The sequence below is a fragment of the Barnesiella propionica genome, from assembly GCF_025567045.1.
GTDB lineage: Bacteria > Bacteroidota > Bacteroidia > Bacteroidales > Barnesiellaceae > Barnesiella_B > Barnesiella_B propionica.
On sequence record NZ_JAOQJK010000004.1, the window covers coordinates 115,161 to 139,472 of the forward strand.

The following is a 24,312-nucleotide window of genomic DNA, read 5'->3' on the forward strand; positions in this document are numbered from 1 at the left end:
TACCGTATGAAGCAGCGATGTGGCATCTATACAACCTATATCTATTATTTGGTAAATATCTGTATTATACTTAAATGATCAAAAGAACATTCGAGCTTATTAGTTACTTTACCAAACAGGTTTTCTAACGCATATTTAAAATTAAAGTAATAGGATGTTGTTTTTTATAAGTTTTATAATGATTATTTCCTTTATGCACAGAGATTACTAAAATGTAGTAAATCATAATGGGACATACCATGATTTTGGTGATGTCTAGATTTTATTTGATTTTATTTATATAACCTTTTCCATTACATGCAGGACATTTGTCATGGCTGTGGGAGGCTGGAACGGTTCTGTCGCACTCGTGACATATGTATGATCCGGTTCCATAATTTGGAGTGCTACATCCTGCAATCCATCCTTTTCCTTTACACATAGAACAGGCTTGTTTATAGGTTGAAAAATTATTTGTTGTATTATCAGAATTGCTATCTATATAATATGGAGGAGGGGTCGAAGAGGATAAGTCAAATATATAAAGAAGGGAAGCTCCATCTAAATAAAGACAGAAACTATAATTTTTTTTAGATAAAAATATTGCATTTTTTTCTCCTGGATTTTGGTATAAGATTAGATCATTGCCATAATTGGGATTTTCTAGTTTAAAATTTAGTATACTACCCATCACATTTAATGAAATACCATTTTCAATAAACGATAATGTAGACATAGCTCCTGTTGCTCTTTCTTTGTACAAGTAGTTTTGGGCGGACAATAAATTCTGAGAAATATAATAAATTAAAAAAAAGAATAAAAATAAAGATTTTTTCATGTGAAAATTATAATTATGTATTTTATATTTACTTTTTATTTAAATATATATAATTAGTTTCATGCCTTCATAGACCTTTATGGATGATAGTTTATTCCATCTTAAAATGTCTAAGATTGTTGTTTTATAAAGTGCAGCAATTTTTGCCATAGTTTCTCCTTGTTCTACCGTGTGTTCGACTCTCATTGTTGACTCTTTTTTAGAAGATTGCTTTTGGGGAATAGATCGTTCTTGCTGATAATTTACAGCAAATTCTGAAGCTGTTTCAGGCTGTTGAATGTTTGTGCTTTCCATTTCATTATGTAAAAAATGTCTATTTTCTAAATGTTTACATTCTGAATTAATAAATAGAGGGGTTCCTTCTACTATGTATTTGTTTTGTCCAAAGAGATAACACGACCAGCTTTTATTATAAATCACTCCGTCTGTTAATGCTATAGCTCCGGGGTATTGTTCTATTGCATTATCAATTGCTTCTTTCATGTCTGGAATACCTGGAATAAATAGTACAGACCATTTTGAGTCTACTCCTTTTACTCTTTTTGTAGCTTTTTGAAAATTACCACCTTGATTCGTAATAGGTACATTTTTTGATGAGATAATGGTAAAGTCAATGATTCTTCGAGAACAACTTGATAGTATTATAATACTAATAAATAATACTCCTTGTAATAAATGCCTTTTCATTGCAGTTTTGATTTAATGTATAATTGAATATAAATATGTGTACTGTAATTTTGTTTTTAAAGCTCTTAATTCAAAGTTTTATTTGATTATTTAGACTATATTGTCTTTTACGTTTTTTAAAAGTTTAATGGAATTTTCCTATATAATCTGATTCAATAGTTGAAAGAACTAGTCATTGTGCTAAATATATGCTTGGTTTTGATAGTTATAATTTTATTTTTTAAATAATAAATTTTCTTTGTTTTTGGAATGAACGTACGTGATCAAGAATGTTTTTAATTGTTAAAAATTTAATATTATTGTTTGTGTATAATTCTTTGTATGTGTAAGTACCATCACTTGACCAACTAGATATAAAGTCTGTAATATCTAATATTTGAATAGAAGCTTGATTTAAGCTAATATTTTTGCTATAATGTTTATTGGCATTCTGATATAGGATATCCCTTCTAATTAATTTTAGTCTCTGTGATTAAATTGACGGAGCTCCATTCTGTTGACCATTCATTGCCTGTATCTGATTCATTGTTTTTGTTGCATGAGAAATAAGAGTGGATAGTATATGCTTGAAATAAAAAAATATATTGAAAGCTTTCATATTAAAGTGTTTTGTTTTATATATTTTTTGCTGTAAAATTCGTCAAAAGTATGGAATTTGTTAATGAAAAGATGTTGTAATATATTCTACAATATTGTAGAATTTTTTTCACATTCGTTGTATTCTTCGAGATAGTATTTAAAAAAATTATATTTTAGAATAATTGATATTCTTAACAGTTGTTCTGTGTCAATGCTTTGTCGTTTGAAAATAGAGTATACATTAGTCCTGTCGCAGTATAACTTATTTGCGAACCAAGTAACCGAGCGTTCTTGGTTGTGAAGTTCAGTTTCTATTAATTGACCAATGTGTATCATAGCAAAAAAGGCGGAACCCTTCGTGTCTTATTCTGTTCTGAGGTACCGCCAAGCACCGTAACGCGAATAAGCACGAATAGTTCACGCCCTATAGGACATGAACTCTCAGAAACTTATTCTCGCGTTTCTTCAATTTTGGCGGTTTTCAGAACAGAGAATAAGAGCTGAAAGCTCTAATATTTTTTAAATAAGTATGAGAATGGAATCGCTATTCCTAAAAATATTGTATTAAATAAAAATAGGAGAGGAGGACTAGAAGTCCACTCTCCTTTTATATAAGTAACATAAGTTACTTGCTTAAAGCTTGAGCAACGTCTACGGCGATAGCAACGGTAGCACCTACCATAGGATTGTTACCAATTCCCAGGAATCCCATCATTTCCACGTGAGCAGGAACTGAGGATGAACCTGCGAACTGAGCGTCACTGTGCATACGGCCCATAGTATCGGTCATACCGTAAGAGGCAGGGCCCGCTGCCATGTTATCGGGGTGCAGCGTACGTCCTGTACCACCGCCCGAAGCAACAGAGAAATATTTCTTACCTTGTTCGAGGCATTCTTTTTTATAAGTACCTGCAACCGGGTGTTGGAAGCGGGTAGGGTTGGTAGAGTTACCCGTAATAGATACGTCTACACCTTCTTTATGCATGATGGCTACACCTTCGCGTACGTCATCGGCACCGTAACATTTTACTTTTGCACGGGGACCGTTAGAATATGCTATTTCACGTACGACTTTGAGTTCGCTGGTGAAATAATCGAATTCAGTTTGAACGTATGTAAATCCATTGATACGGGAAATGATTTGAGCAGCGTCTTTACCCAGACCGTTGAGGATACAACGGAGGGGTTCTTTACGTACTTTGTCCGCTTTGGCAGCGATTTTGATCGCTCCTTCTGCAGCAGCGAACGATTCGTGGCCGGCCAGGAATGCGAAACATTTGGTCTCTTCACGGAGCAGACGGGCTGCGAGGTTACCATGTCCTAAACCTACTTTACGGTCTTCGGCAACAGAACCGGGGATGCAGAAAGCCTGTAAGCCGATACCGATAGCTTCGGCAGCGTCAGCGGCGTTTTTGCAACCCTTCTTGATAGCGATGGCTGCACCTACAACATAGGCCCATTTTGCGTTTTCGAAACATATTGGCTGAGTTTCTTCACACGTTTTATAAGGATCGATACCAATACTGTCGCAAATCGCTTTTGCTTCATCGATGTCTTTGATTCCGTTAGCGTTCAGAGCTGCATTGATCTTGTCGATACGACGATCATAACTTTCAAATAATGCCATATTGTTTTCCTCCTTATTTTTATTCGTGACGTGGATCAATGTGTTTTACTGCACCGGTTTCTTTGGTAAAGCGACCATAAGTACCGGTTACTTTTTTCAGCGCTTCGTTCGCGTCGGTTCCCTTTTTGATTTCGTCCATGAATTTACCCATGTGAACGAATTCATATCCGCATATCTCGTCGTTTTCATCGAGAGCGATAGTTTTGATATAGCCTTCGGCCATTTCAAGGTAACGGGGACCTTTAGCCAAGGTACCATAGAGAGTACCTACCTGGCTGCGGAGACCTTTTCCCAGATCTTCAAGACCAGCGCCGATAGGAAGACCGCCTTCAGAGAAAGCCGATTGAGTACGTCCGTAAACGATTTGCAGGAATAATTCGCGCATAGCGGTGTTGATGGCGTCGCATACCAAGTCGGTATTCAGCGCTTCGAGGATGGTTTTCCCCGGGAGTATTTCCGATGCCATTGCTGCCGAGTGAGTCATACCGGAGCAACCGATAGTCTCGACAAGAGCTTCCTGAATTACACCGTCTTTAACGTTGAGTGTCAATTTGCAGGCTCCCTGCTGTGGGGCGCACCAACCGATACCGTGAGTCAAGCCTGAAATATCAATCACTTCTTTGGCCTTTACCCATTTTCCCTCTTCGGGAATGGGAGCCGGACCGTGGTTCGGTCCTTTTTTTACAACACACATGTGTTCTACTTCGTGTGAATAAATCATAATTCGCTCTTTTTATTTTAGTGAATATTTAAGTCTTAAATAAGCGGGACAAAGGTATGATTTTTTCTCGGTTTTATCAATATATTTTTTAAGTGAAAAAAGCAGAAAAACGGTATATAATGCTTTGCGCCTGTACTCTTCGAATGAATTTTGTGTGTTTTGCAATGCGGATGTATCAAATTTAGGTTTTTCCTTTTAAAAAGATATGAATCTTCTTAATATTCAAGGGGATATTTTAACGGAGGTGTATCATGGTTTTTTTGCGTTACCTTTTTGAAGTCTGAAAAAAAATAACGAAATTTGCCAGCCTGAAAAATGACGATTAATAAAATAACCAAAAGTATTTACGATGAAGAAAAGTGCTTTGCAGACAGCTCGTGCTGCTTATCTTCCTAAACTTCCTGAGGCTATCAAAGCCGGGGTAAAGGTAGTGGAAGGTGCTCCCACTCAATCGGTTGCCGATCAAGCCGAAATTAAAGAATTGTTCCCCAATACCTATGGAATGCCTGTGCTTACTTTCGCAAAGAGCGATGAGAAGAAAAATTATCCTGCTATCAATGTAGGTGTTATACTTTCGGGGGGACAGGCTCCCGGCGGACATAATGTTATTTCGGGGCTTTTCGATGGAATTAAAGCTATGAATAAAGACAGCCGCTTGTTCGGTTTTCTTTTAGGTCCCGGCGGTCTTATCGATCATAAATATATAGAGCTTACCGCTGATATTATTGATGAATATCGTAATACGGGCGGTTTCGACATCATAGGTTCGGGCCGTACTAAACTTGAGAAAGAAGATCAGTTCGATAAAGGTCTCGAGATTATTAAAGAACTGGGAATTAAGGCAGTTGTTATTATCGGAGGTGACGACTCAAATACAAATGCTTGTGTGCTGGCTGAATATTACAAACAGAAGAACACAGGTGTACAGGTGATAGGTTGTCCTAAAACGATAGACGGTGACCTGAAGAATGAAATGATAGAATCTTCTTTCGGATTCGATACGGCTTGTAAAGTTTATTCCGAAGTAATCGGAAATATACAACGTGACTGTAATTCGGCTCAGAAATACTGGCACTTTATAAAGCTGATGGGACGTTCTGCCTCTCACATCGCTTTGGAATGTGCATTGCAGACACAACCGAATATTTGTCTTATCTCTGAAGAGATTGAAGAAAAACAGATGACTTTGGATGATGTTGTGAATTATATTGCCAATATCGTGGCTGCACGTGCCGAACAGGGTAATAATTTCGGTACGGTGCTAATACCCGAAGGTCTTATCGAGTTCATTCCTGCTATGAAAAGACTGATTGCCGAACTGAATGATTTCTTGGCTGAGAACGGTGCTGAATTTGCAATGATAAAGAAATCGGAGCAAATCAACTATATCATTAAACATCTTTCTCCTGAGAACTCTGCTATCTATGCAAGTCTTCCGGAAGGTGTTGCACGTCAGCTTACTTTGGACCGTGACCCTCATGGAAATGTTCAGGTTTCGCTTATCGAGACGGAAAAATTGCTGGGAGAAATGGTAGCCCGTCGTTTGGCTACTATGAAGGATGAAGGTAAATATGCAGGTAAATTTGCTACCCAGTACCACTTCTTCGGTTATGAGGGACGCTGTGCCGCGCCTTCCAACTTTGATGCCGATTATTGTTATTCATTGGGCTATACAGCTTCTCTGCTTATTGCCGAAGGTAAAACAGGCTATATGTCATCGGTACGTAACACGACGAAACCGGCCAGCCAGTGGGTTGCCGGAGGGGTACCTGTAACTATGATGATGAATATGGAACGTCGTCACGGTGAAATGAAACCGGTTATTCAGAAAGCATTGGTTCGCCTCGATGGAAAGCCTTTTAATTATTTTGTTTCTCAACGTGAGGAATGGGCTATGAATACCTGCTACGTATATCCGGGTCCTATCCAGTACTTTGGTCCTACTGAAGTTTGCGACCAGCCTACTATGACCTTGCAATTGGAACAGGAAGGTAAATAAAGTGACGTGTTCGTTCAAAAAATAGGAAAACGCCTTATCCGGAAGAGATAAGGCGTTTTTTCGTTCTAAAGGAATTATTGTGATAAGAAAAAACTCCTCTTGATAATATTTTTCGAGAGGAGTTTTTATGTTGTCCGAGACCGGTTAATCTACATTATGCAATTCATGTCCCATGCGCTCTTTTTTAGTATGCATGTAGAACTCGTTATACGGATTCGGTGCTATTTCGATGGGAATATTCTCTACGATCTGAATACCGTACCCTTCCAGCCCTATACGTTTTATGGGATTATTTGTCATAAGCCGTATTTTCCGGGCGCCTATTTCACGAAGAATACTGGCTCCTACACCGTAATCCCGTTCATCTGCCTTGAATCCCAAATGCAGGTTTGCGTCTACTGTATCTAATCCTCCTTCCTGGAGTTTATAGGCTTTCATTTTATTCATAAGTCCTATACCGCGTCCTTCCTGGTTCATATATACGATAGCTCCCTTACCTTCTTTTTCGATAGCTTTCATGGCTTCGTGCAACTGTTCACCGCATTCGCATCTCATGGAACCGAAGATGTCCCCGGTCATACAGGAAGAATGCACGCGTACCAGTACCGGTTCGTCCGGTTCCCATTCTCCTTTAATGAGGGCAATGTGTTCCAGCCCGTTGGATATTTGCCGGAAAGGGATGAGTTTAAAATGTCCGTACTGAGTAGGCATATCCACTTCGGGACCTCGTTCTACTACCGACTCTAGTTCCAGACGGTAGGCGATAAGGTCTTTTATTGTTATGATGCGTATTCCGAATTTTTCGGCGATTTCTTCCAATTGAGGCATGCGTGCCATGGTTCCGTCTTCGTTTATGATTTCTATGAGGGCTGCGGCTGGATATAAACCGGCCAGGCGTGCCAGGTCTACAGCAGCTTCGGTATGTCCCGAGCGCGCCAGTACGCCCCGGGAACGTGCACGAAGCGGATTGATATGTCCTGGTCTTCCAAAATCTTCGGGAGTCATGGATGTGTCCGCCAGAGACTTTATGGTTACAGCCCTGTCATGCATCGATACACCTGTCGTACAACCAGCTCCGAGGCGGTCTATCGTAATGGTAAAGGGAGTTTCATGAATAGAAGTGTTGGCTGCAACCTGCATATCCAGGTCCAGTTCTTTACAGCGTTCTTCGGTAATGGGGGCACAAAGGACACCACGCCCGTATTTAAGCATGAAGTTTACTTTTTCCGTCGTGATCTTTTCGGCGGCAATAATAAAATCTCCTTCATTCTCACGGTCTTCATCGTCGACAACTATTACGAATTTTCCTTCGCGGAAATCTTCGATCGCTTCTTCTATGGTCTTTAAAACACTGTTATCCATATTGTCGTAGTTTAATTATTGTATATCTTCTTTTTCTCCGGTTTGCTCTTTTTCTTCCTTTTCCAAAAGCAGCATTATTTCTTTACCGGTATGTAATATTACGCTTATCTCATGCCGCAAATGCTTCTGCTGGTAATTACCGACCAAATATACGGGTATGGCGACGGGAAACAATAGGAATGCGAATATATATCCCAGCCAGCGAATGTGGGTCGGACGATACAACAAGAGGTTCCGGAGTATCGGAAAATCCATTAGTTTGGATATGATCAACTGGTTTGTAGAGTTTTGCATATATGTTACGGCATCTTCCAACCGGTCGCTTATGCGGTGTAATAATTCCCTGTCATAACCTTTTGTCCAGTAAGAGAGATAATTCTGGTGTTTGTTTCCGTATAATTTTGTGAATTGCAAACATTCTTCGGAAAGATTATTTATTTTCTCCATCGCGACGGATGGTATCATGTCGTCTATCACCACTTCTTTAAGAACAATATTCCGGGTTTCTTGTTTACCGATGATTTTCTTGAAAAAATTTATGTAGGCGTCGGCATTAAATACGGCCGAGTCTTTTACCGCTTTGGATGTGAGGAATATTCCTAACGGCAGAAGTACCGCCGAACTTAGCCACATTCCTTCCCATACCTCCCAACGTCCGTCACGTGCCATTTTGTAACCGGTATTGTCTATAATATAATAGAAGATAAACATAAAAACCGAGACGACTACCGGCATACCCAGCCCTCCTTTTCTGATTATAGCTCCTAATGGTGCTCCGATGAAAAAGAAGATGAGGCAGGCGAAAGACAATGTGAATTTTTTATACATTTCTATTTCATGCCTGCGTATGACTTTAAGTTCGTCTTTAAGAGTATAACTACGATATTCATAATTCTGTTTGTAATTTTCGGCTTTGCTGATAGCCCGGTCGAGATACATTTGCCTGCGTTGATTTCCTGAAGACATGAACAGGGAATCCAGATTTATTTCGCTGGCCTGTCGGGTTATAACCTGTTTTTCCTCTTCTGTTGTCATTATCTGGGTATTGTTGCTTCCGTATAATGAAAAATACCCCGAATTTCTTAACAGGTTACCGTAAGAAATGCCTATGCTATCTACTTCGTACGACATGGAATCTATACTGGCCCGTAATGCATTCAGGTCTTTTCCTATGTATTGGTTTTGCATAAAACCGTCGTCCATCCGGTTGAAATTCGCATCGAAAGCGATCAGTATTTCTTTTAGCTGGAACGTTTCTCGCCGGTAAGGAACATTTCCTTGTGCAGTACGCTGGTTTTTCAGGTTCTCGAATGATTCTCCATTGTAAAGCGTGAGAAAAAGATGTTCTTTGTCGTCGGTAAGTTTTAATTTTCCGGAATCTGCCAATATGATCATGGCGTTGTCAAAACCTTCGGAAACATCATATATCATGACATCTCGCAGCATTCCTGTTTTATGGTCTTTCTGTTTTACGTATAAGTTATATCCGCTTATCTGGTCATAGAAAGCGCCTTCGGGTATATCCAGTTCGGGAGATTTTTGTCTCATGGAATAGAGCAGAGTCCACATTTTTACTTGTGCTTTCGGTAAAACATTGTTCTGGAAGAAAAAAGCTCCGATGGCAATGAACGCAATGACTACTGCAAGGGGGCGCATAATCTGTATAAGAGAAACTCCGGCTGCCTTGATGGCGAGGAGCTCCAACCTTTCACCAAGATTGCCGAATGTCATGAGGGATGCCAGTAATACCGCTAGCGGCAGAGCCATAGGGACCATTGTGACCGCTGCATAAAAGAAAAGTTCGGCCAGGACCGATAATTCTAATCCTTTTCCTACCATCTCGTCCACGTACTTCCACAGAAATTGCATAAGTACGATAAAAAGACAGATAAAAAAGGTCATCAGGAAAAGAGGCAGAAAACTCTTGAGTATAAACCTGTATAATCTTTTTACATAAAACATGCTGCTGCTTTTAGCTTGCAAAAGTAAAGTAAAAAAATGAAAATAGGGAATGCTTTGCCGATAATATTGTTTAAGCGGGCTGGAACAGTCAAACCGGTTTTATACACCTAATTTGCGCCGCAAAGAATCGACTTGATGGTCCCACAATTCTTTACTGTCTGAAATATCTTCGGCGGCGGCAAAATCGGTGATAGAAAGAACGGTATCGTTTGTAAGTTCGGATGCTGCGATACGTAGTTCGAAAAAAGTTTTTTCATTAGGATCATCTTCCATCCACCGGAACCTGATATAATTACCTGCCCGAATCGCCGTTTGCTGTGCTTGTTGGGGTGTTTTATTCCAGTAGAACGTGAATATTTTGCCATCGCTTTTTACATCGTCGGCAAACCAGTCCGCTAGTCCGTTTACCGTACCTATATAGGTCCATAAAAGAGGAAGTGATACGCTCTTCAAATTATATTCCACAACAAATTTTTCCTTTTTCATAGCTCCAAGATTTTTTACGTCCGGCAATGTTTTCTTTATGTTTTTTAAGGCTGTCGTAGCCTTTTCCGGATACGTCTTTCAGGAGACTAATATATGTATATTATTCCGACTGCCGGACGTATTTTAATTTATTTTTTGTTTTTCTTTATTTTAAGAAAATATTTACCTTAAATTGCTATCCCGATATTGCAATTTTTTGTAATTTTGCATTGTCATCTTAAAAGGACGACCTCGCAAATAATAAATTTTCTTGAAACATGGAGTTAATAAATGAACTTATAGCGCGTGCAAAAGCTAATAAACAGCGCATTGTTCTTCCTGAAGGTACAGAAGAACGTACGCTCAAGGCCGCGGACCGTTTGCTGGCCGATGAAGTGGCCGATCTTATCCTTATAGGCAATCCGGATGAGATTAAAGCATTGGCGAATGAATATGGTTTGAAACATATTAAAAAGGCCTGCATAGTAGATCCTAAAAATAATGAGAAGAAAGATACTTATGCTACTCTAATGTATGAGCTGCGTAAGAATAAAGGCGTGACTCTGGAAAAAGCTTATGAATTTGTTGAAGATCCTTTATTTCTGGGCTGCCTTATGATAAAGAACGGTGATGCGGACGGAGAGGTGGCCGGCGCGAGAAATACGACGGGTAATGTGCTGCGTTCGGCTTTTCAGATTGTTAAGACCGCTCCTGGCGTGAGTGTGGTTTCCGGAGCATTTTTGATGTTCCTGCCCAAGAAAGAATACGGGGATGACGGATTGATGATTTTTGCCGATTGTGCAGTGTTGCCTAATCCAAATGCACAGGAATTGGCACAGATAGCCGTGTCTACAGCCAAGACTGCGCGTGATATAGCCGGAATAGAACCTCGTATAGCGATGTTAAGTTTTTCGACTAAGGGAAGTGCCTCTCATGAAATGGTGGATAAGGTAAGAGAAGCTACCCGTATAGCAAAGGAGATGGAACCGGATTTGAAGATTGACGGTGAGATGCAGACCGATGCGGCTATTGTTCCTTTGGTCGGAGCCAGTAAAGCACCCGGAAGCGAGATAGCGGGACACGCCAATGTTTTGGTATTTCCGTCTTTGGAAGTTGGTAATATCGCTTATAAACTGGTACAAAGGCTGGCAGGTGCCGATGCCGTGGGGCCTATCTTACAAGGTATTGCAGCTCCTGTGAACGATTTGTCCCGTGGCTGCAGTGTTGATGATATTTATAAAATGGTTGCGATCACCTGTAACCAGTCAATCAGCCTTAAAAAATAATTATAACTAAGAAAATATAGACTAAATGAAAGTGCTTGTATTGAACTGCGGTTCATCTTCAATTAAATATAAACTTTTCGATACGGATACAAAAGCCGTTCTGGCGCAAGGTGGTATTGAAAAAATAGGATTGCAGGGTTCTTTTCTTAAAATTACTTTGCCTAACGGGGAAAAGGTGATATTGGAAAAGAATATACCGGAGCATACTGTAGGTATCCAGTTTATTTTGGAAACTTTAACAGGAAAAGAATATGGTTGTCTTACTTCGCTCAACGAGATAGATGCCGTAGGTCACAGGGTAGTGCACGGAGGCGAGAAATTTAATAGTTCCGTGCTTATTACGAAAGAGGTGAAAGATATGATTATAGAATGTTACGATATCGCGCCTTTGCATAATCCTGCTAATATGAAGGGAATTGAAGCTGTAGAAGCTATTCTTCCGGATATTCCTCAGGTAGGTGTTTTCGATACGGCTTTTCATCAGACAATGCCTAAGCATGCTTATATGTACGGTCTTCCTTATGAACTGTATGAGAAATATGCGATACGTCGTTACGGATTCCATGGAACCAGCCACCGTTATGTTTCCCGCAGGGCTTGTGAATTTTTAGGTTTACCTTATGAAAAACAACGTATTATTACTTGCCATATAGGTAACGGAGGTTCTATCACGGCGATAAAGGACGGTGTTTCGATCGATACGTCTATGGGACTGACTCCGGTCGAAGGATTGCTTATGGGTACGCGTTCGGGTGACGTAGATGCCGGTGCTCTTACATTTATTATGGAGAAGGAGGGCCTTAATGCTGAAGAGCTTTCTGTTATGTTAAACAAGAAAAGCGGCGTGTTGGGTGTTTCGGGTGTTTCGAGCGATATGCGAGAAATAGAATCTGCTGTTAAGTCTGGAAACGAACGGGCTAAAATGGCATTATCTATGTATAACTATCGTATTCTTAAATATGTGGGGGCTTATATCGCTGCACTCGGAGGCGTTGATATTGTCGTGTTTACGGGAGGTGTAGGAGAAAATCAGGCCGGTACACGTTCTTATGTTTGTGACGGCTTGTCCTATATGGGTGTCAAAATAGACCATGAGCTTAATGATAAAATACGTGGAGAAGAAGCCGAATTATCCACTCCCGAATCTAAAGTTCGAATTGTCGTTATTCCCACCGATGAAGAATTTATGATCGCCTCTGATACTGAGACTGTATTGATGGATCGTAAATAAGGAGCAGAATTTATTTATATTATTAGCCCTGTGAGATTTCGCAGGGCTATTTTTTAATTGGATAGGGGCTGACATTCCGGACAATAGTAAATACTTCCTCCCATATAATTTTCTTTGCGGATGTGCTCTCCGCAATTTTTGCAGGATGTTCCTGCTGTATCTTTTGAGAGAAAGGGTATATATTTTCCCTTTTGTCCGAATATGTCGGTTTCACAATTTCTTCCATTGGATATATAAATATCCTGTAATATTTTTTTAATGCAGAAGAACAGATATTTTTTTTGATCTTCGCCGAGTTCTTTTATTTTAGTTTTGGGATGTATACGGGCAATGTAAAGAATATCTTGCAATACTCCGTTCCCTAAGCCCGGTATGGTTTGTTCTGTTGCCAGAAATGCTTTCGCCGTTTTATTTTGGGCGCGGTCTTCGTTGATAAGTTTTAAAAAGTAGGATAAATCGAATGTTTCGGACATAACTTGAGGTTTAGCCCGTGCTGCCAGGTAATAGTTACTGAAATTACCTTCTAATTTGTTTCCTGTAAAACAGAACAATCCGCCATACATACGGACGGATACGATCAAGCAGCTTTCGTCGGAAAATCCGATGAGAAGCTGGTGCTTGCCGGGCAGTATTTCTCCCGGGGAATAATATCTCAGATTGGCTCCGTCGCAGAACAATAAAGTAGTATCGGGAGAAATATTTATTTCTACCATTCCACCGAATGCGGTACAGTTCCCTACAATCTTTCCTGTTAGTTTATCCGGATAACTTTCAGGACTGTCATGATACCAGGTGAATTTGTGCGGTGTTTGTGCAGCAATTACGTAGTTAATGGTTTTACCTCGGACGGTCTCATTTAATTGCATAGCTAAAATAAGGGCTTCAGGTGCTTCTATCATGATCGTATTTTATTATCGTTTCAGTAACCAATAGATATAACCTATGTATAATAAAATGAACAGAATTCCTTCTATCCGGTCTATCTGACGTTTTTTAAATGTGAATGCGGTTATAAAGAGTAATAATGAAGCTCCTATAAGTACCAGCATATCACTGGGTAAGATATTTCCCAGAGATAGCGGAGTGATAGATGCACTTATTCCCAGTATCAAGAATATATTAGCTATATTGGAACCTATGACATTTCCCAGGGCCATTTGCGGTTTCCCTCTTAAGGCGGCTACTATACAGGAGACCAGTTCGGGGAGTGAGGTTCCTCCTGCCATCAGGGTAATGGCGATGACCGATTCGCTTACTCCGAGTGTACGGGCTAGCATAGCAGCATGTTTTAAGAAAAGTTCGCCTCCGAATATCAATCCGGTCAGACCTCCGGCAATCATGGCGATGTTTAGCCATAAAGGTTTTTCTTTTTTTTTATCCGGAGAGGGTTCCGGACCGGGCTGGCCGGTTTTGGCAGATAGGATGGTATAAGCCATGAATATGCCGAAAAAGCAGAGAAGTAACCAACCTTCACTATGACTTATTACTCCATCGGCGCCGGATTCGAAAAGCATGTCGCAGGCACAAATTCCTAAGACTACGGCGGATAGCAGCCCGAAAGGAATATCTTTCTTTAATGTATTACTTTCTACGTTTAAGGGCATTATGAGTGAAGTGACCCCCAGTATGATAAGAATATTGAATAAATTAGATCCTAAAATATTGCCTATGGCAACATCTCCTTGCCCTTCAATTGCGGATAGTACGCTGACGATAAGTTCGGGTGCGGAGGTTCCCAGAGCTACAATAGTCAGACCTATCACGAATTCGGACAAGTGAAATCGCTTGGCGACAGCGGAGGCCCCGTCGGTAAGTATGTTTGCTCCGAATAACAGCAGAGCCAGGCCAATTATGATAAAGGTAATATTTAAGATCATCAGTTATCGGTTATTTACGGGTAAAGATAATATATTTTATATGAAATGCCCGTGTTTGCAAGGTGAAACAGTTGGCTTGCAGGGAATGTTTTATTAAAGTATCGAATTAACGGCAAAAGAAAAAGGGCTTTTCTTTTGTAAAAAATGATAGCCGTGTGTCGTAAATCTGTTTAACTTAATTTGGTTATTTTGTCTCTTGAATTAACAATTCTGTTTATCCTTTATTTGTATATTTGTCCGTTGTAAAATAGTAAGATATGGGAATTTATATTATATTTATTGCATTTGCTATCCTAAGCTTTGTTGTTCAAAAGATGCTTCAAAGCAAGTTTGAACATTATTCTCAAGTGGCTATTCCTTACGGTATGACAGGAAAGGATGTTGCTGAAAAAATGCTTCGTGATAACGGTATCAATAACGTACAGGTAACTCAGGTCGAGGGACATCTTACCGATCATTATAATCCGGCTAACCATACGGTAAATTTAAGTAAAGAGGTCTATTACGGTAATAATGTGGCTGCGGCTGCTGTAGCCGCCCATGAATGCGGCCATGCCGTGCAGCATGCAAAAGCTTATGCTTTTTTGAAGATGCGTTCTAATCTGGTTCCGGTAGTGAGTTTTGCATCGCACTGGATGCAGTGGATATTACTTATAGGTATTTTTACTGTACAGAGTTATCCCCAAATATTATTAGTCGGTATAGTTCTTTTCGCCTTGACGACATTATTCAGTTTTGTGACTTTGCCGGTCGAGATAAATGCCAGCAGCCGGGCTTTGGCGTGGCTGAGCCATGCAGGGATTACCGATGTGAATACGTACGGCAAAGCAAAAGATGCTCTTAAATGGGCTGCTTATACTTACGTGGTGGCTGCATTGAGTTCGCTGGCTACTCTGGTGTATTATATCCTGATATTTTTAGGGGGAAGAAGAAACGACTAAACTTTATATATTTTCTTTGAATAAAAGACAGCGGATTTTCAGTTTCGAAAATCCGCTTCTTTTTTATTTCATATAAACTCCGGGGGTGGGATAGCTTAGTTTTGATAGGGAGATTGCCAGAAGTAAGAAGGGTTGCTGGTTTGATATTGTCCCCGTAGTTTCTTGTCAGGAACAAAACCGGACGGGACAAGATCGATGTATATGCGTGCTTTTTTTCCTTCGTAGTTTGTTTCCGCATTATATTCGCTCGTTGTTATGCAACTAACATAATAGAGGTTTTTTGCCATATAAGAATCGAGATAAGATTCTTTTGTCTGTTTCTCTTTATTGTTCCAGTTAGCGTCTTCGTTCAGAACCAGAGGCAGATTCTTGCGTAAACGTTCCCGTACTTCTGCTATTCCCAGTAAATTACCGTTTTCGTCCATGACATAGGCGTTGTTTGTAGGATCCATCCATAGCCATTTATCGAGAGTATTGGAATAAACCGCATTTATTACGTGGCAATCATTTATATAAACTTTGGGGTTGCAAGTAACGTAACGGGACTTGAATCCCATAGCCAGATAACATTCATTTAGCATCTGGGCCAGCATGCGGCAGTTTACTCCTCTGTTTTCTGCTTTGCATAAGTTTACAATGGCTATCGTGTTCTTTTCTTTCGGGTTATATGAATTCCCGTCATGCGGTACAATATTGTGTACCCATAACAGAAGGTTCTTTATTTTTGATATTTCATCTCCGCATCCGGCAATACTGTCCAGGTTGAAGTATTCTCTTATACGTACCAGATTACTGTCGTTCGGATTCATATAGGTGAAAGCCGGAAGGGAGTCTGTGTTTTCTGAAGTATATTTCCCGGATTGTGACAATATATATGGATAGTCGTACATTTCCTTTAGTGACTGGATGAGCGACTGGAATTCTTTATTTTGTCTCATATTATCGAAATCGCTGTCTTTAAGTATCCAGTTGTAACCGGAACAGCCGTTGTAACCGGACCAGCCGGAATCAATCGCTTTACGTAATGTGGTGATGGCTTCTTTGTCTTTATTCAGCAGGGAATGAAGACAAGCCAGATTATAATATATATTGGCTTCGGTCCATTTATATTTGTTCTTTATGTCTTCGGGCAAGGAATTGTATTTTTTCAAAAGCCGGAACCATAGTTTTTCACCTTGTTTGTAGTTGCCTTGCTTTCGTGCATCGGCGACTTCTTTAAATGTTTGTTTGAACAGAACCGGGATGTCTTCTGATTTATTTTGTGCTATTCCGGAAATAAATAAAGAGACCAGGCAGATGATGATAAGTAGTCGTTTCATGTTTAATTGTTTTTGGGTATTTATATAATAGACGTTTCAAATCGAAAATTGTAACATAAAATCATTTTTTTATATTCCTAACGTACAGACGGGAGAGGATGAATGAACTTCAATTTATTTTTCTATAATCAAGAATTTCATGTAACTTTGCAATCTCAAAAAATATACGATATGGCAACAAAACCGGGCATACCCAAAGGTACGCGGGACTTTTCCCCTGTGGAGATGGCTAAGCGCAACTACATCTTTAATACGATAAGCGATGTTTTCCGTTTGTATGGATTTCAGCAGATAGAGACTCCAGCTATGGAAAATCTTTCTACATTGATGGGGAAATATGGTGATGAAGGAGATAAATTACTTTTCAAGGTATTGAATTCCGGAGATTGTATGTCTGGTATAAGCGATGCGGATTTGAAAGAGTGTACTCCTAACCAATTTGCTGCAAAGTTATGTGAAAAGGGGCTGCGTTATGACCTGACGGTTCCTTTCGCCCGTTTTGTAGTGATGCACCGTAATGAAATAAATTTTCCGTTTAAACGTTATCAGATCCAGCCTGTATGGAGAGCCGACCGGCCTCAGAAAGGACGTTACCGGGAGTTTTATCAATGTGACGCCGATGTAGTAGGTTCCGATTCATTGTTAAACGAAGTGGAATTGCTGCAGCTTATCGATGAAGTTTTCTCCCGTTTGAAAGTACGCGTCAGCATTAGACTGAATAATCGTAAGATATTAAGCGGAATAGCCGAAATTATAGGAGCTCCTGAAAAGATCGTGGATATAACAGTTGCTATAGATAAACTGGATAAGATAGGACTGGAAAATGTAAATGAGGAGTTGCGGTCAAAAGAGATACCGGAGGTTGCGATTGAAGCTTTGCAGCCTATCATTATGCTGCAGGGAAGTAATGAGGAGAAAATTGAAACATTACGGAAAGTCCTGTCTGCATCCGAAATAGGTATGAAAGGGGTAGACGAGCTGAGTTTTATTCTTGATAAATTGAAAAGAAATCCTTTGCGTTCGGAGTTGGAACTTGATCTTACTTTGGCACGGGGACTGAATTATTATACCGGAGCTATTATGGAAGTGAAAGCTCTGGATGTGCCTATGGGCAGTATCACGGGTGGAGGACGTTATGATAATCTCACCGGAGTGTTCGGCATGCCGGGTGTATCTGGAGTCGGAATATCCTTTGGCGCTGACCGAATTTTCGATGTTTTGAATCAGTTGGAACTATATCCGGCAGATTCTTTACTGACGACTCAGGTCATGTTTGTTAATTTTGGAGAGACCGAGAGCGATTGTTGCCTGGAATATTTGTCTCGTTTACGTTCTGCCGGAATACGTGCCGAGTTATATCCTGAGGCTGCTAAAATGAAAAAACAGATGGGATATGCGGATAGTAAGGGAATTGCTTATGTTGCCCTGGTAGGTGAAACAGAGATGGCCGAAGGTAAGATCAATTTGAAAAATATGCATACGGGCGAACAAGTGTTACTTACGCCTGAAGAAGTTATCGCCCATATCAAGTGAAAATGGAAGCGAGAAAGGCCGGCTTGCCAGATATACCTTTAATCCATAGATTGGCGGGCATCGTTTTTTATGATACATATAAGGATATATTATCTTGTGAACAGCTTGATTATATGTATGATATGATGTACTCTTCTGAATCTCTCCTCCGGCAAATGGAGGAGGAACACCATATCTATTTTATTGCTTATCATGAAGGTGAGCCCTGCGGTTATGTTTCGGTAGAAAGACAAGGAGAATCCCTTTTTCATTTACAAAAGATTTATGTTATGCCGGCGTCTCAGGGAAAAGGAGCCGGACGCTTTCTTATGGAACGGGCGTTTGCTTACATAAAAGAGATCATGAAAGGTCGTCTTTGCACTGTAGAACTGAATGTGAACCGTGAGAACAAAGCTCGTTTTTTTTATGAGAAACTCGGCTACCGGATTGTGCGTAGCGGTGATTTTCCAATAGGTGGCGGTTTTTATATGAACGATTATGTTATGGCTATCGAGTTATAATTGTTTGTAACTTTTTATATCGGCGAATTTTCTGATTATAGATTTAAAAGCAATCTTATGACGGAAGTATTTGTTTCTTAAAAGCCCTGATCAAACCTTTTCTGAAATAAGGGGCCCGGATGTCTTCCTGAGCTTTGAAAAATATCATAACCCCCTGCGACGGAGTTATGGTATATCCGGACGCCGTGAGATGGTTTGAGAGTTCCCGGAAATCATCCGGTTTATGGTAAGTACATACGGCTATTCTGGGGTGTAACGATTTTATGGTATATTCCATTCCTTTCAGGACTTTCAGTTCGGCTCCTTCAACATCTATTTTAATAAAATGGGGAGTATAAGAATATCGGGAGATAAAAGAATCTATTTTTATATTTTCCGCATTGTCTTCGTCGGAGACATAACGGGATATGATTTCGACTTTTTCTTTCCAAGGCCTGAAAGTTGCTTCCAGGGCTTCGGTCCATTCCAGATCTCTTTCGAACAAAACGGCTTTTTTAATTTCCTCAATATGGCTTAAAGGAAAAATACCTTCTGCAGAACCGATATCGAACAAGATATCGTTTGTCTGAATACGAAACGCCTCATCGGTATAGCAATGAGGAGATTCTTTATCCTGTTCCGCCAGCAGTCCGCTATATAGGTATTGGATGGTGCGAATATTATAAGAACGTTTGAAATATAACCTTTTGTTTTTGTGAAACACATATCTCAGTCCGTTAGATTCATCGGTAAATACCTCTATATCCTGATAATTATATTTGTGTGCAAAGTTACCGGGTAATATGGTAAGAGGGTGTGTTTTCAAATACTCTACGGCATTCTCTATATCTTTTTCTCCGCAGAGATTCTGGCTGTAATAATTTAAAATTTCTTTGCGGATGCGTTCTGCTCTTTTTCGGAAAGACCTTGCGTTTTTTTTCGATTTAAGTTTATATAATATAGTATCGATCAGGGCCCGGATTTTCATACGATATGAGTCGTTTGTGTTTTTTATAATTGGTTTCCATTGGGATTCTGTTGCAAACTTACATTATTTTACAGGATATTCAATAGTAAATATACCGGATTTTCCAGATAATAGTTATATGGGAATGAACTGTAAATGATAAACCATATCATATATATTCTTTTGGAGGAAAATTAAATATAGCTGTTCTTGATAATAATAAAAATAATATTTGTTTCGATATATTTTCTTTTATGCTGTATTTTCTTGTTTTTTATATTTCGTTTTCTTACTTTTGTTGCATAATGAAGATCGTATTCATGGAGAAGAACTATTTTCAAAATATAACGAAACCTTATGATGTCATCGTGATAGGGGGGGGCGCTACCGGGGCAGGAGTTGCCCGGGATTGTGCTTGTAGAGGATTGAGTACAGTATTACTAGAACGTAGCGATATTGCTACCGGAGCAACGGGACGCAACCATGGTTTGCTACATAGCGGAGCCAGGTATGCCGTGACGGATAAGGAGTCGGCTGAAGAATGTATTAAAGAGAACCGTATTCTCAAAAATATAGCCAGGCATTGTGTGGAACAGACAGAAGGTTTGTTTGTTAGTTTGCCGGATGATGATCTTGATTTTCAGAAAAAATTTGTTGAATGCTGTATGGCTGCCGGAATCGAGACGGAGATTCTGGACCCGAAAGAGGCTTTGAATATGGAACCTTCTGTAAATCCTGACATAGTGGGAGCTGTAAAGGTTCCCGACGGTGCGGTTGATCCGTTTCGGCTCACTATGGCAAATATGATGGATGCCCGGGAACATGGAGCTAAAATATTCACATATCATGAAGTTACCGGATTGATCCGGGAACAGGATAGAATTGTGGGGGTGAATGTTTTTGATTATAAGACAAAACAAAAGAAACAATTATATGCCCATATTATTGTAAATGCCGGTGGAATTTGGGGACAGCATATTTCGGAATATGCCGATTTGAAAGTAAATATGTTCCCGGCGAAAGGTTCTCTTTTGATTTATGGTCATCGTATTAACCGGATGGTACTGAATCGTTGCCGTAAACCTGCCGATGCGGACATTTTAGTTCCCGGCGATACGATTTGTTTGATAGGTACTACTTCTACGCGTGTTCCTTATGACGAGATAGATAATATGAAAGTTACTCCTCAAGAAGTAGATATTTTATTGAGAGGAGGGGAGGAACTGGCGCCTTCGTTGGCTTATACACGTATTTTGCGTGCTTATGCCGGGGTCCGGCCTTTGGTCGCTTCGGATGATGATCCGTCCGGCCGTAAGGTGAGCCGTGGAATCGTTCTTTTGGATCATGAAGAACGAGACGGTCTGAGTGGATTCATAACCATTACAGGCGGTAAGTTAATGACTTACCGCCTGATGGCGGAGCAAGCTACGGACCTGGTATGTAAAAAGCTTCATATAAGTGCGGAATGTACGACAGCGACTGCTGAACTTCCCGGATCCAGAGAAGATACGTGTGGAATAACAAAAAAACTGGTCTCTTTCCCGACGGCTATCAGGGAATCCCTGATTCACAGACATGGCGACAGAGCCGGGTTTATAGCGAATAAAGATAATGCGGATAATGGTTTGGTTTGTGAGTGTGAAGAAGTCTCGGTAAAAGAAGTCCAGTATGCTATAGAAGAATTGGGGGTGACGAATCTTGTCGACCTTCGGCGCCGAACCAGAATAGGGATGGGAACCTGCCAGGGAGAACTTTGCGCTTGCCGGGCTGCCGGTATCATGGATAGCCATAATGGTTCTTGTTCTCAAAGACAGAAAGAAGATCTGGCTGATTTCCTGAATGAAAGATGGAAAGGCATATATCCTGTCGCCTGGGGGAATAGCTTAAGGGAAAGCGAATATACTTCGTGGGTTTATGAAGGTATTTGCGGATTGGATAAATATCAAATAAAGGGGAAAGATAAATGAAATTCGATACAGTTATAATAGGGGGAGGTCTGAGCGGTTTGATGTGTGGAATAAAGCTGTCGGAAAAAGGGAAAAAGTGTGCTATTGTATCTTCCGGACAAAGTGCTTTGCATTTTTTTTCAGGTTCGTTTGATCTTCTTAATGCGACTCCGGAAGAGAATATCGTCCTTCATCCGTTGGATTCTATTTCCCGGCTGGTAAAATTGAACCCCCGGCATCCCTATTCGAAAATAGGTCCGGACTTATGCGCATCTTTGGCAAAAGAAGCATATTCTTTTTTAGAAAAAGCCGGTGTGAAACTGACGGGTGGTAATGAAACGAATCATTATAGACTTACTCCCCTCGGAGTATTGAAACCTACGTGGCTGTCTGTCCGAGGCTTTGTTACCAGTGATAACGGAGAGACTTTCCCCTGGAAAAGAATCTCTGTTTTTAATATTGCAGGTTTTCTGGATTTCTATCCTAAGTTCATAGCGGATAAGCTGGAAAAGGACGGAATAAAAGTTCGGATGCATACTATATCTCTTCCGGCTCTGAGAACGCAACGACATAATCCTAGCGAGATGAGGTCCGTTAATATTGCCCGCATACTGGATAGAAAAGATGTGCGGGAGGAACTGGCGGAAGTATTGAAGGAGGGCAGTCTGGATAGTGATATTGTTATTCTTCCTGCATGTATCGGATTGGATTCTGCTTCGGTACAAGACAAATTATCTGTAATGATAGGAAAACCGGTTTATCTGGTATCGTCTTTTGGTCCTTCTGTGGCAGGCATACGAACGCAACAATTGTTGTGTAATCATTTCAGGAAATTAGGGGGGGTATATATGCTGGGCGATAGTGTGGAAAAGGTCTGTTTTGAAAATAAAGGGGTAAAGGTATTTACTGTTAATCACGGGAATATTCCGTTGGAGTGTGAATTTGCCGTATTGGCCACAGGCAGCTTTTTCAGTCAGGGGCTGTCAGCTACCCGGGAACGTATTTTTGAGCCAGTCTTAAATTTGGATGTGGATTATGAAACGGGGCGCGAGAACTGGTTTTGTGCCGATTTTTATGAAACTCAAGCCTATCAAAGTTACGGAGTAAGAACTACAGATTCTTTTCAAGCCATGAAGGATGGAAAAGTGATAGATAATCTATACGTAACCGGTGCTATCCTTAGCGGATTTAACCCGATAAAGGAAGGATCAGGAGGAGGCGTTTCATTGTTAAGTGCCTTGTATGTTGCAGACCGGATATTGAACCGTGAATTATGAATGGAATGGATATTAGCAATAATAATTTTGAGCAGTGTATAAAGTGTACGGTTTGTACCGTATATTGCCCGGTTCTGGAAGTTAATCCCGATTTCCCCGGGCCTAAACAGGGTGGCCCGGATGAAGAACGGTTACGGTTGAAGAATCCTGGTTATTATGACGAAGCACTTAAGTATTGTCTGAATTGCAAACGTTGTGAGGTTGCTTGTCCTTCAAATGTGCGTATAGGAGATATTATACAACTGGCCCGTATTAAACACGACAAGAAAAAAACAAAGTTACGTGATTATATGCTTGCTAATACGGACCTGATGGGAACGCTGGCTGTATCTCCGTTTTCTCCTGTTGTAAATGCTGTATTAAAGTCGAAGCCGGCTAAATTAGTGCTGGATAATGTTTTGGGGGTGGATCATAGGCGTATTTTTCCGCAGTATGCCGTAGCTACATTCGAAAGCTGGATGAAGAAACAAAAAGAAAAGCAAAACCTTTTTCCCAGGAAAGTGGCTTATTTTCACGGTTGTTATGTCAATTACAATAATCCGCAACTAGGGAGAGATTTGGTGAAAGTGATGAATGCACTCTCGATAGGTGTACAACTGCTGGATGAAGAAAAGTGTTGCGGAGTAGCTCTGATTTCGAACGGACTTATAGAACAGGCTAAAAGACAAGCACGGACAAACATGCGGTCGATTAGAAGGGCTATTATCGATAATCAGCTTTCTGTTATTGCGACATCGTCAACTTGTGTTTTTACTATACGGGACGAGTATCCGCATTTGCTGGATATTGGAAATTCGGATGTCCGGGATAGAATAGAACTTGCGTCGCGTTATATTTACCGTTTACTGATGGAGCCCGATATCAGGAAAAAATTAAAATTCAATGATAAAAAAATAAGGGTGGCGTATCATACTCCTTGTCATATGGAGAAATTAGGCTGGTCTTATTATTCTATCGAACTGCTTAAACTAATTCCTAATCTGGAGCTTACCGTGCTCGATTCCCGGTGCTGCGGAATTGCAGGGACTTATGGGTTTAAAAAAGAAAATTATGAAACATCCCAGGCAATAGGTTCTTTTTTATTCCGGCAAATAGAAGCTTGCGATATAGAATATGTCGTGACCGATTGTGAAACTTGCAAATGGCAGATAGAAATGTCTACTTTGATAAGATGTGAACATCCTGTTTCGATCTTGGCTATGGCATTGGAAACTGAGGAGGGATAATTAAAATAAAA

At 40.3% G+C, this 24,312-nt stretch carries 21 protein-coding genes; 9 read left to right on the plus strand and 12 right to left on the minus strand.

Translation table 11 applies throughout. The features are described 5' to 3' along the window. Nucleotides 1–262: 262 nt before the first annotated feature. From OCV73_RS06890 to OCV73_RS06910, 5 genes are all read right to left on the minus strand, one after another. Nucleotides 263–817 carry a J domain-containing protein gene (locus OCV73_RS06890; RefSeq protein ID WP_147550710.1) on the minus strand — a complete coding sequence of 185 codons (555 nt, stop codon included), beginning with the start codon at nucleotides 815–817 and terminating at the stop codon, nucleotides 263–265. A 39-nt stretch (nucleotides 818–856) separates the two neighbouring features. Continuing rightward, nucleotides 857–1,504, minus strand: coding sequence for a LysM peptidoglycan-binding domain-containing protein (locus OCV73_RS06895; protein WP_147550712.1), 648 nt, complete (start codon nucleotides 1,502–1,504; stop codon nucleotides 857–859). 684 nt (nucleotides 1,505–2,188) lie between these two features. Next, nucleotides 2,189–2,419, minus strand: a complete 231-nt coding sequence (locus OCV73_RS06900) for an XRE family transcriptional regulator (protein ID WP_147550714.1) — start codon at nucleotides 2,417–2,419, stop codon at nucleotides 2,189–2,191. A gap of 289 nt (nucleotides 2,420–2,708) precedes the next feature. Then, nucleotides 2,709–3,710: a GGGtGRT protein gene (locus OCV73_RS06905; RefSeq protein WP_147550716.1), complete on the minus strand. Its 1,002-nt coding sequence runs from the start codon at nucleotides 3,708–3,710 to the stop codon at nucleotides 2,709–2,711. A 19-nt stretch (nucleotides 3,711–3,729) separates the two neighbouring features. After that, entirely contained in the window at nucleotides 3,730–4,431 is a 702-nt protein-coding gene (locus OCV73_RS06910) for an iron-sulfur cluster assembly scaffold protein (protein ID WP_147550718.1), read from the minus strand. 349 nt (nucleotides 4,432–4,780) lie between these two features. Here OCV73_RS06910 and OCV73_RS06915 point away from each other — a divergent pair, with 349 nt between their 5' ends. After that, nucleotides 4,781–6,430: a diphosphate--fructose-6-phosphate 1-phosphotransferase gene (locus tag OCV73_RS06915; protein WP_147550720.1), complete on the plus strand. Its 1,650-nt coding sequence runs from the start codon at nucleotides 4,781–4,783 to the stop codon at nucleotides 6,428–6,430. Between the two features lie 144 nt (nucleotides 6,431–6,574). Here the strand turns inward: OCV73_RS06915 and OCV73_RS06920 are convergent, their stop codons facing one another. The 3 genes from OCV73_RS06920 to OCV73_RS06930 form a co-directional block, all read right to left on the minus strand. Beyond that, nucleotides 6,575–7,792: a bifunctional 3,4-dihydroxy-2-butanone-4-phosphate synthase/GTP cyclohydrolase II gene (locus OCV73_RS06920; RefSeq protein ID WP_147550722.1), complete on the minus strand. Its 1,218-nt coding sequence runs from the start codon at nucleotides 7,790–7,792 to the stop codon at nucleotides 6,575–6,577. Nucleotides 7,793–7,807: 15 nt separating this feature from the next. Next, the gene (locus tag OCV73_RS06925; protein WP_147550724.1) at nucleotides 7,808–9,754 is read right to left on the minus strand and encodes an LptF/LptG family permease; all 1,947 of its coding nucleotides are present in this window, start codon (nucleotides 9,752–9,754) and stop codon (nucleotides 7,808–7,810) included. 99 nt (nucleotides 9,755–9,853) lie between these two features. Continuing rightward, entirely contained in the window at nucleotides 9,854–10,240 is a 387-nt protein-coding gene (locus OCV73_RS06930) for an START-like domain-containing protein (protein ID WP_147550727.1), read from the minus strand. A 257-nt stretch (nucleotides 10,241–10,497) separates the two neighbouring features. Here OCV73_RS06930 and pta point away from each other — a divergent pair, with 257 nt between their 5' ends. Together pta and OCV73_RS06940 are read left to right on the plus strand one after the other, a co-directional pair. Beyond that, nucleotides 10,498–11,505, plus strand: coding sequence for a phosphate acetyltransferase (gene pta / locus OCV73_RS06935; RefSeq protein WP_147550728.1), 1,008 nt, complete (start codon nucleotides 10,498–10,500; stop codon nucleotides 11,503–11,505). Nucleotides 11,506–11,530: 25 nt separating this feature from the next. Further along, nucleotides 11,531–12,736, plus strand: coding sequence for an acetate kinase (locus OCV73_RS06940; RefSeq protein WP_147550730.1), 1,206 nt, complete (start codon nucleotides 11,531–11,533; stop codon nucleotides 12,734–12,736). 53 nt (nucleotides 12,737–12,789) lie between these two features. Here OCV73_RS06940 and OCV73_RS06945 read toward each other — a convergent pair whose 3' ends face one another. Both OCV73_RS06945 and OCV73_RS06950 read right to left on the minus strand, forming a co-directional pair. Continuing rightward, on the minus strand, nucleotides 12,790–13,635 hold the full coding sequence (locus OCV73_RS06945) for an endonuclease VIII (RefSeq protein ID WP_147550732.1): 846 nt from the start codon (nucleotides 13,633–13,635) through the stop codon (nucleotides 12,790–12,792). A 12-nt stretch (nucleotides 13,636–13,647) separates the two neighbouring features. Next, nucleotides 13,648–14,610: a calcium/sodium antiporter gene (locus tag OCV73_RS06950; protein ID WP_262512917.1), complete on the minus strand. Its 963-nt coding sequence runs from the start codon at nucleotides 14,608–14,610 to the stop codon at nucleotides 13,648–13,650. A gap of 260 nt (nucleotides 14,611–14,870) precedes the next feature. On the opposite strand from OCV73_RS06950, the gene OCV73_RS06955 reads away from it, so the two are divergent. Next, nucleotides 14,871–15,554 (plus strand): zinc metallopeptidase, encoded by a 684-nt coding sequence (locus tag OCV73_RS06955; protein ID WP_147550736.1) that lies wholly within the window; start codon nucleotides 14,871–14,873, stop codon nucleotides 15,552–15,554. 95 nt (nucleotides 15,555–15,649) lie between these two features. Here OCV73_RS06955 and OCV73_RS06960 read toward each other — a convergent pair whose 3' ends face one another. Next, nucleotides 15,650–16,873, minus strand: a complete 1,224-nt coding sequence (locus tag OCV73_RS06960) for a TPR end-of-group domain-containing protein (RefSeq protein WP_147550738.1) — start codon at nucleotides 16,871–16,873, stop codon at nucleotides 15,650–15,652. Nucleotides 16,874–17,044: 171 nt separating this feature from the next. On the opposite strand from OCV73_RS06960, the gene hisS reads away from it, so the two are divergent. Both hisS and OCV73_RS06970 read left to right on the plus strand, forming a co-directional pair. Continuing rightward, entirely contained in the window at nucleotides 17,045–18,406 is a 1,362-nt protein-coding gene (gene hisS / locus OCV73_RS06965; RefSeq protein WP_147550740.1) for a histidine--tRNA ligase, read from the plus strand. Nucleotides 18,407–18,408: 2 nt separating this feature from the next. Beyond that, entirely contained in the window at nucleotides 18,409–18,906 is a 498-nt protein-coding gene (locus OCV73_RS06970) for a GNAT family N-acetyltransferase (protein WP_147550742.1), read from the plus strand. 55 nt (nucleotides 18,907–18,961) lie between these two features. Here OCV73_RS06970 and OCV73_RS06975 read toward each other — a convergent pair whose 3' ends face one another. Next, nucleotides 18,962–19,873, minus strand: a complete 912-nt coding sequence (locus OCV73_RS06975) for an FkbM family methyltransferase (RefSeq protein WP_147550744.1) — start codon at nucleotides 19,871–19,873, stop codon at nucleotides 18,962–18,964. 299 nt (nucleotides 19,874–20,172) lie between these two features. On the opposite strand from OCV73_RS06975, the gene glpA reads away from it, so the two are divergent. Genes glpA through glpC form a run of 3 tightly spaced genes read left to right on the plus strand, consistent with a single transcriptional unit; the run spans nucleotide 20,173 to nucleotide 24,301 of the window. Then, nucleotides 20,173–21,819, plus strand: a complete 1,647-nt coding sequence (gene glpA / locus OCV73_RS06980) for an anaerobic glycerol-3-phosphate dehydrogenase subunit A (RefSeq protein ID WP_147550746.1) — start codon at nucleotides 20,173–20,175, stop codon at nucleotides 21,817–21,819. Then, nucleotides 21,816–23,075 carry a glycerol-3-phosphate dehydrogenase subunit GlpB gene (glpB, locus tag OCV73_RS06985; RefSeq protein WP_147550748.1) on the plus strand — a complete coding sequence of 420 codons (1,260 nt, stop codon included), beginning with the start codon at nucleotides 21,816–21,818 and terminating at the stop codon, nucleotides 23,073–23,075. The genes glpA and glpB overlap by 4 nt, the downstream gene beginning before the upstream one ends. Further along, nucleotides 23,072–24,301, plus strand: a complete 1,230-nt coding sequence (gene glpC / locus OCV73_RS06990) for an anaerobic glycerol-3-phosphate dehydrogenase subunit GlpC (RefSeq protein ID WP_147550750.1) — start codon at nucleotides 23,072–23,074, stop codon at nucleotides 24,299–24,301. Before glpB ends, glpC begins: the two co-directional genes overlap by 4 nt. The last annotated feature ends 11 nt before the right edge of the window (nucleotides 24,302–24,312 follow it).

Bases quoted from the DNA above. Each gene is read 5' to 3' on its own strand.
- OCV73_RS06900 (WP_147550714.1), bottom strand. From the start codon at position 2,419: ATGATACACATTGGTCAATTAATAGAAACTGAACTTCACAACCAAGAA.
- OCV73_RS06920 (WP_147550722.1), bottom strand. From the start codon at position 7,792: ATGGATAACAGTGTTTTAAAGACCATAGAAGAAGCGATCGAAGATTTC.
- OCV73_RS06955 (WP_147550736.1), top strand. From the start codon at position 14,871: ATGGGAATTTATATTATATTTATTGCATTTGCTATCCTAAGCTTTGTT.
- OCV73_RS06975 (WP_147550744.1), bottom strand. From the start codon at position 19,873: ATGAAAATCCGGGCCCTGATCGATACTATATTATATAAACTTAAATCG.
- pta (WP_147550728.1), top strand. From the start codon at position 10,498: ATGGAGTTAATAAATGAACTTATAGCGCGTGCAAAAGCTAATAAACAG.
- OCV73_RS06895 (WP_147550712.1), bottom strand. From the start codon at position 1,504: ATGAAAAGGCATTTATTACAAGGAGTATTATTTATTAGTATTATAATA.
- OCV73_RS06940 (WP_147550730.1), top strand. From the start codon at position 11,531: ATGAAAGTGCTTGTATTGAACTGCGGTTCATCTTCAATTAAATATAAA.
- OCV73_RS06945 (WP_147550732.1), bottom strand. From the start codon at position 13,635: ATGATAGAAGCACCTGAAGCCCTTATTTTAGCTATGCAATTAAATGAG.
- OCV73_RS06905 (WP_147550716.1), bottom strand. From the start codon at position 3,710: ATGGCATTATTTGAAAGTTATGATCGTCGTATCGACAAGATCAATGCA.
- OCV73_RS06930 (WP_147550727.1), bottom strand. From the start codon at position 10,240: ATGAAAAAGGAAAAATTTGTTGTGGAATATAATTTGAAGAGCGTATCA.
- OCV73_RS06925 (WP_147550724.1), bottom strand. From the start codon at position 9,754: ATGTTTTATGTAAAAAGATTATACAGGTTTATACTCAAGAGTTTTCTG.
- hisS (WP_147550740.1), top strand. From the start codon at position 17,045: ATGGCAACAAAACCGGGCATACCCAAAGGTACGCGGGACTTTTCCCCT.
- OCV73_RS06915 (WP_147550720.1), top strand. From the start codon at position 4,781: ATGAAGAAAAGTGCTTTGCAGACAGCTCGTGCTGCTTATCTTCCTAAA.
- OCV73_RS06910 (WP_147550718.1), bottom strand. From the start codon at position 4,431: ATGATTTATTCACACGAAGTAGAACACATGTGTGTTGTAAAAAAAGGA.
- glpB (WP_147550748.1), top strand. From the start codon at position 21,816: ATGAAATTCGATACAGTTATAATAGGGGGAGGTCTGAGCGGTTTGATG.
- glpC (WP_147550750.1), top strand. From the start codon at position 23,072: ATGAATGGAATGGATATTAGCAATAATAATTTTGAGCAGTGTATAAAG.
- glpA (WP_147550746.1), top strand. From the start codon at position 20,173: ATGGAGAAGAACTATTTTCAAAATATAACGAAACCTTATGATGTCATC.
- OCV73_RS06970 (WP_147550742.1), top strand. From the start codon at position 18,409: ATGGAAGCGAGAAAGGCCGGCTTGCCAGATATACCTTTAATCCATAGA.
- OCV73_RS06960 (WP_147550738.1), bottom strand. From the start codon at position 16,873: ATGAAACGACTACTTATCATCATCTGCCTGGTCTCTTTATTTATTTCC.
- OCV73_RS06890 (WP_147550710.1), bottom strand. From the start codon at position 817: ATGAAAAAATCTTTATTTTTATTCTTTTTTTTAATTTATTATATTTCT.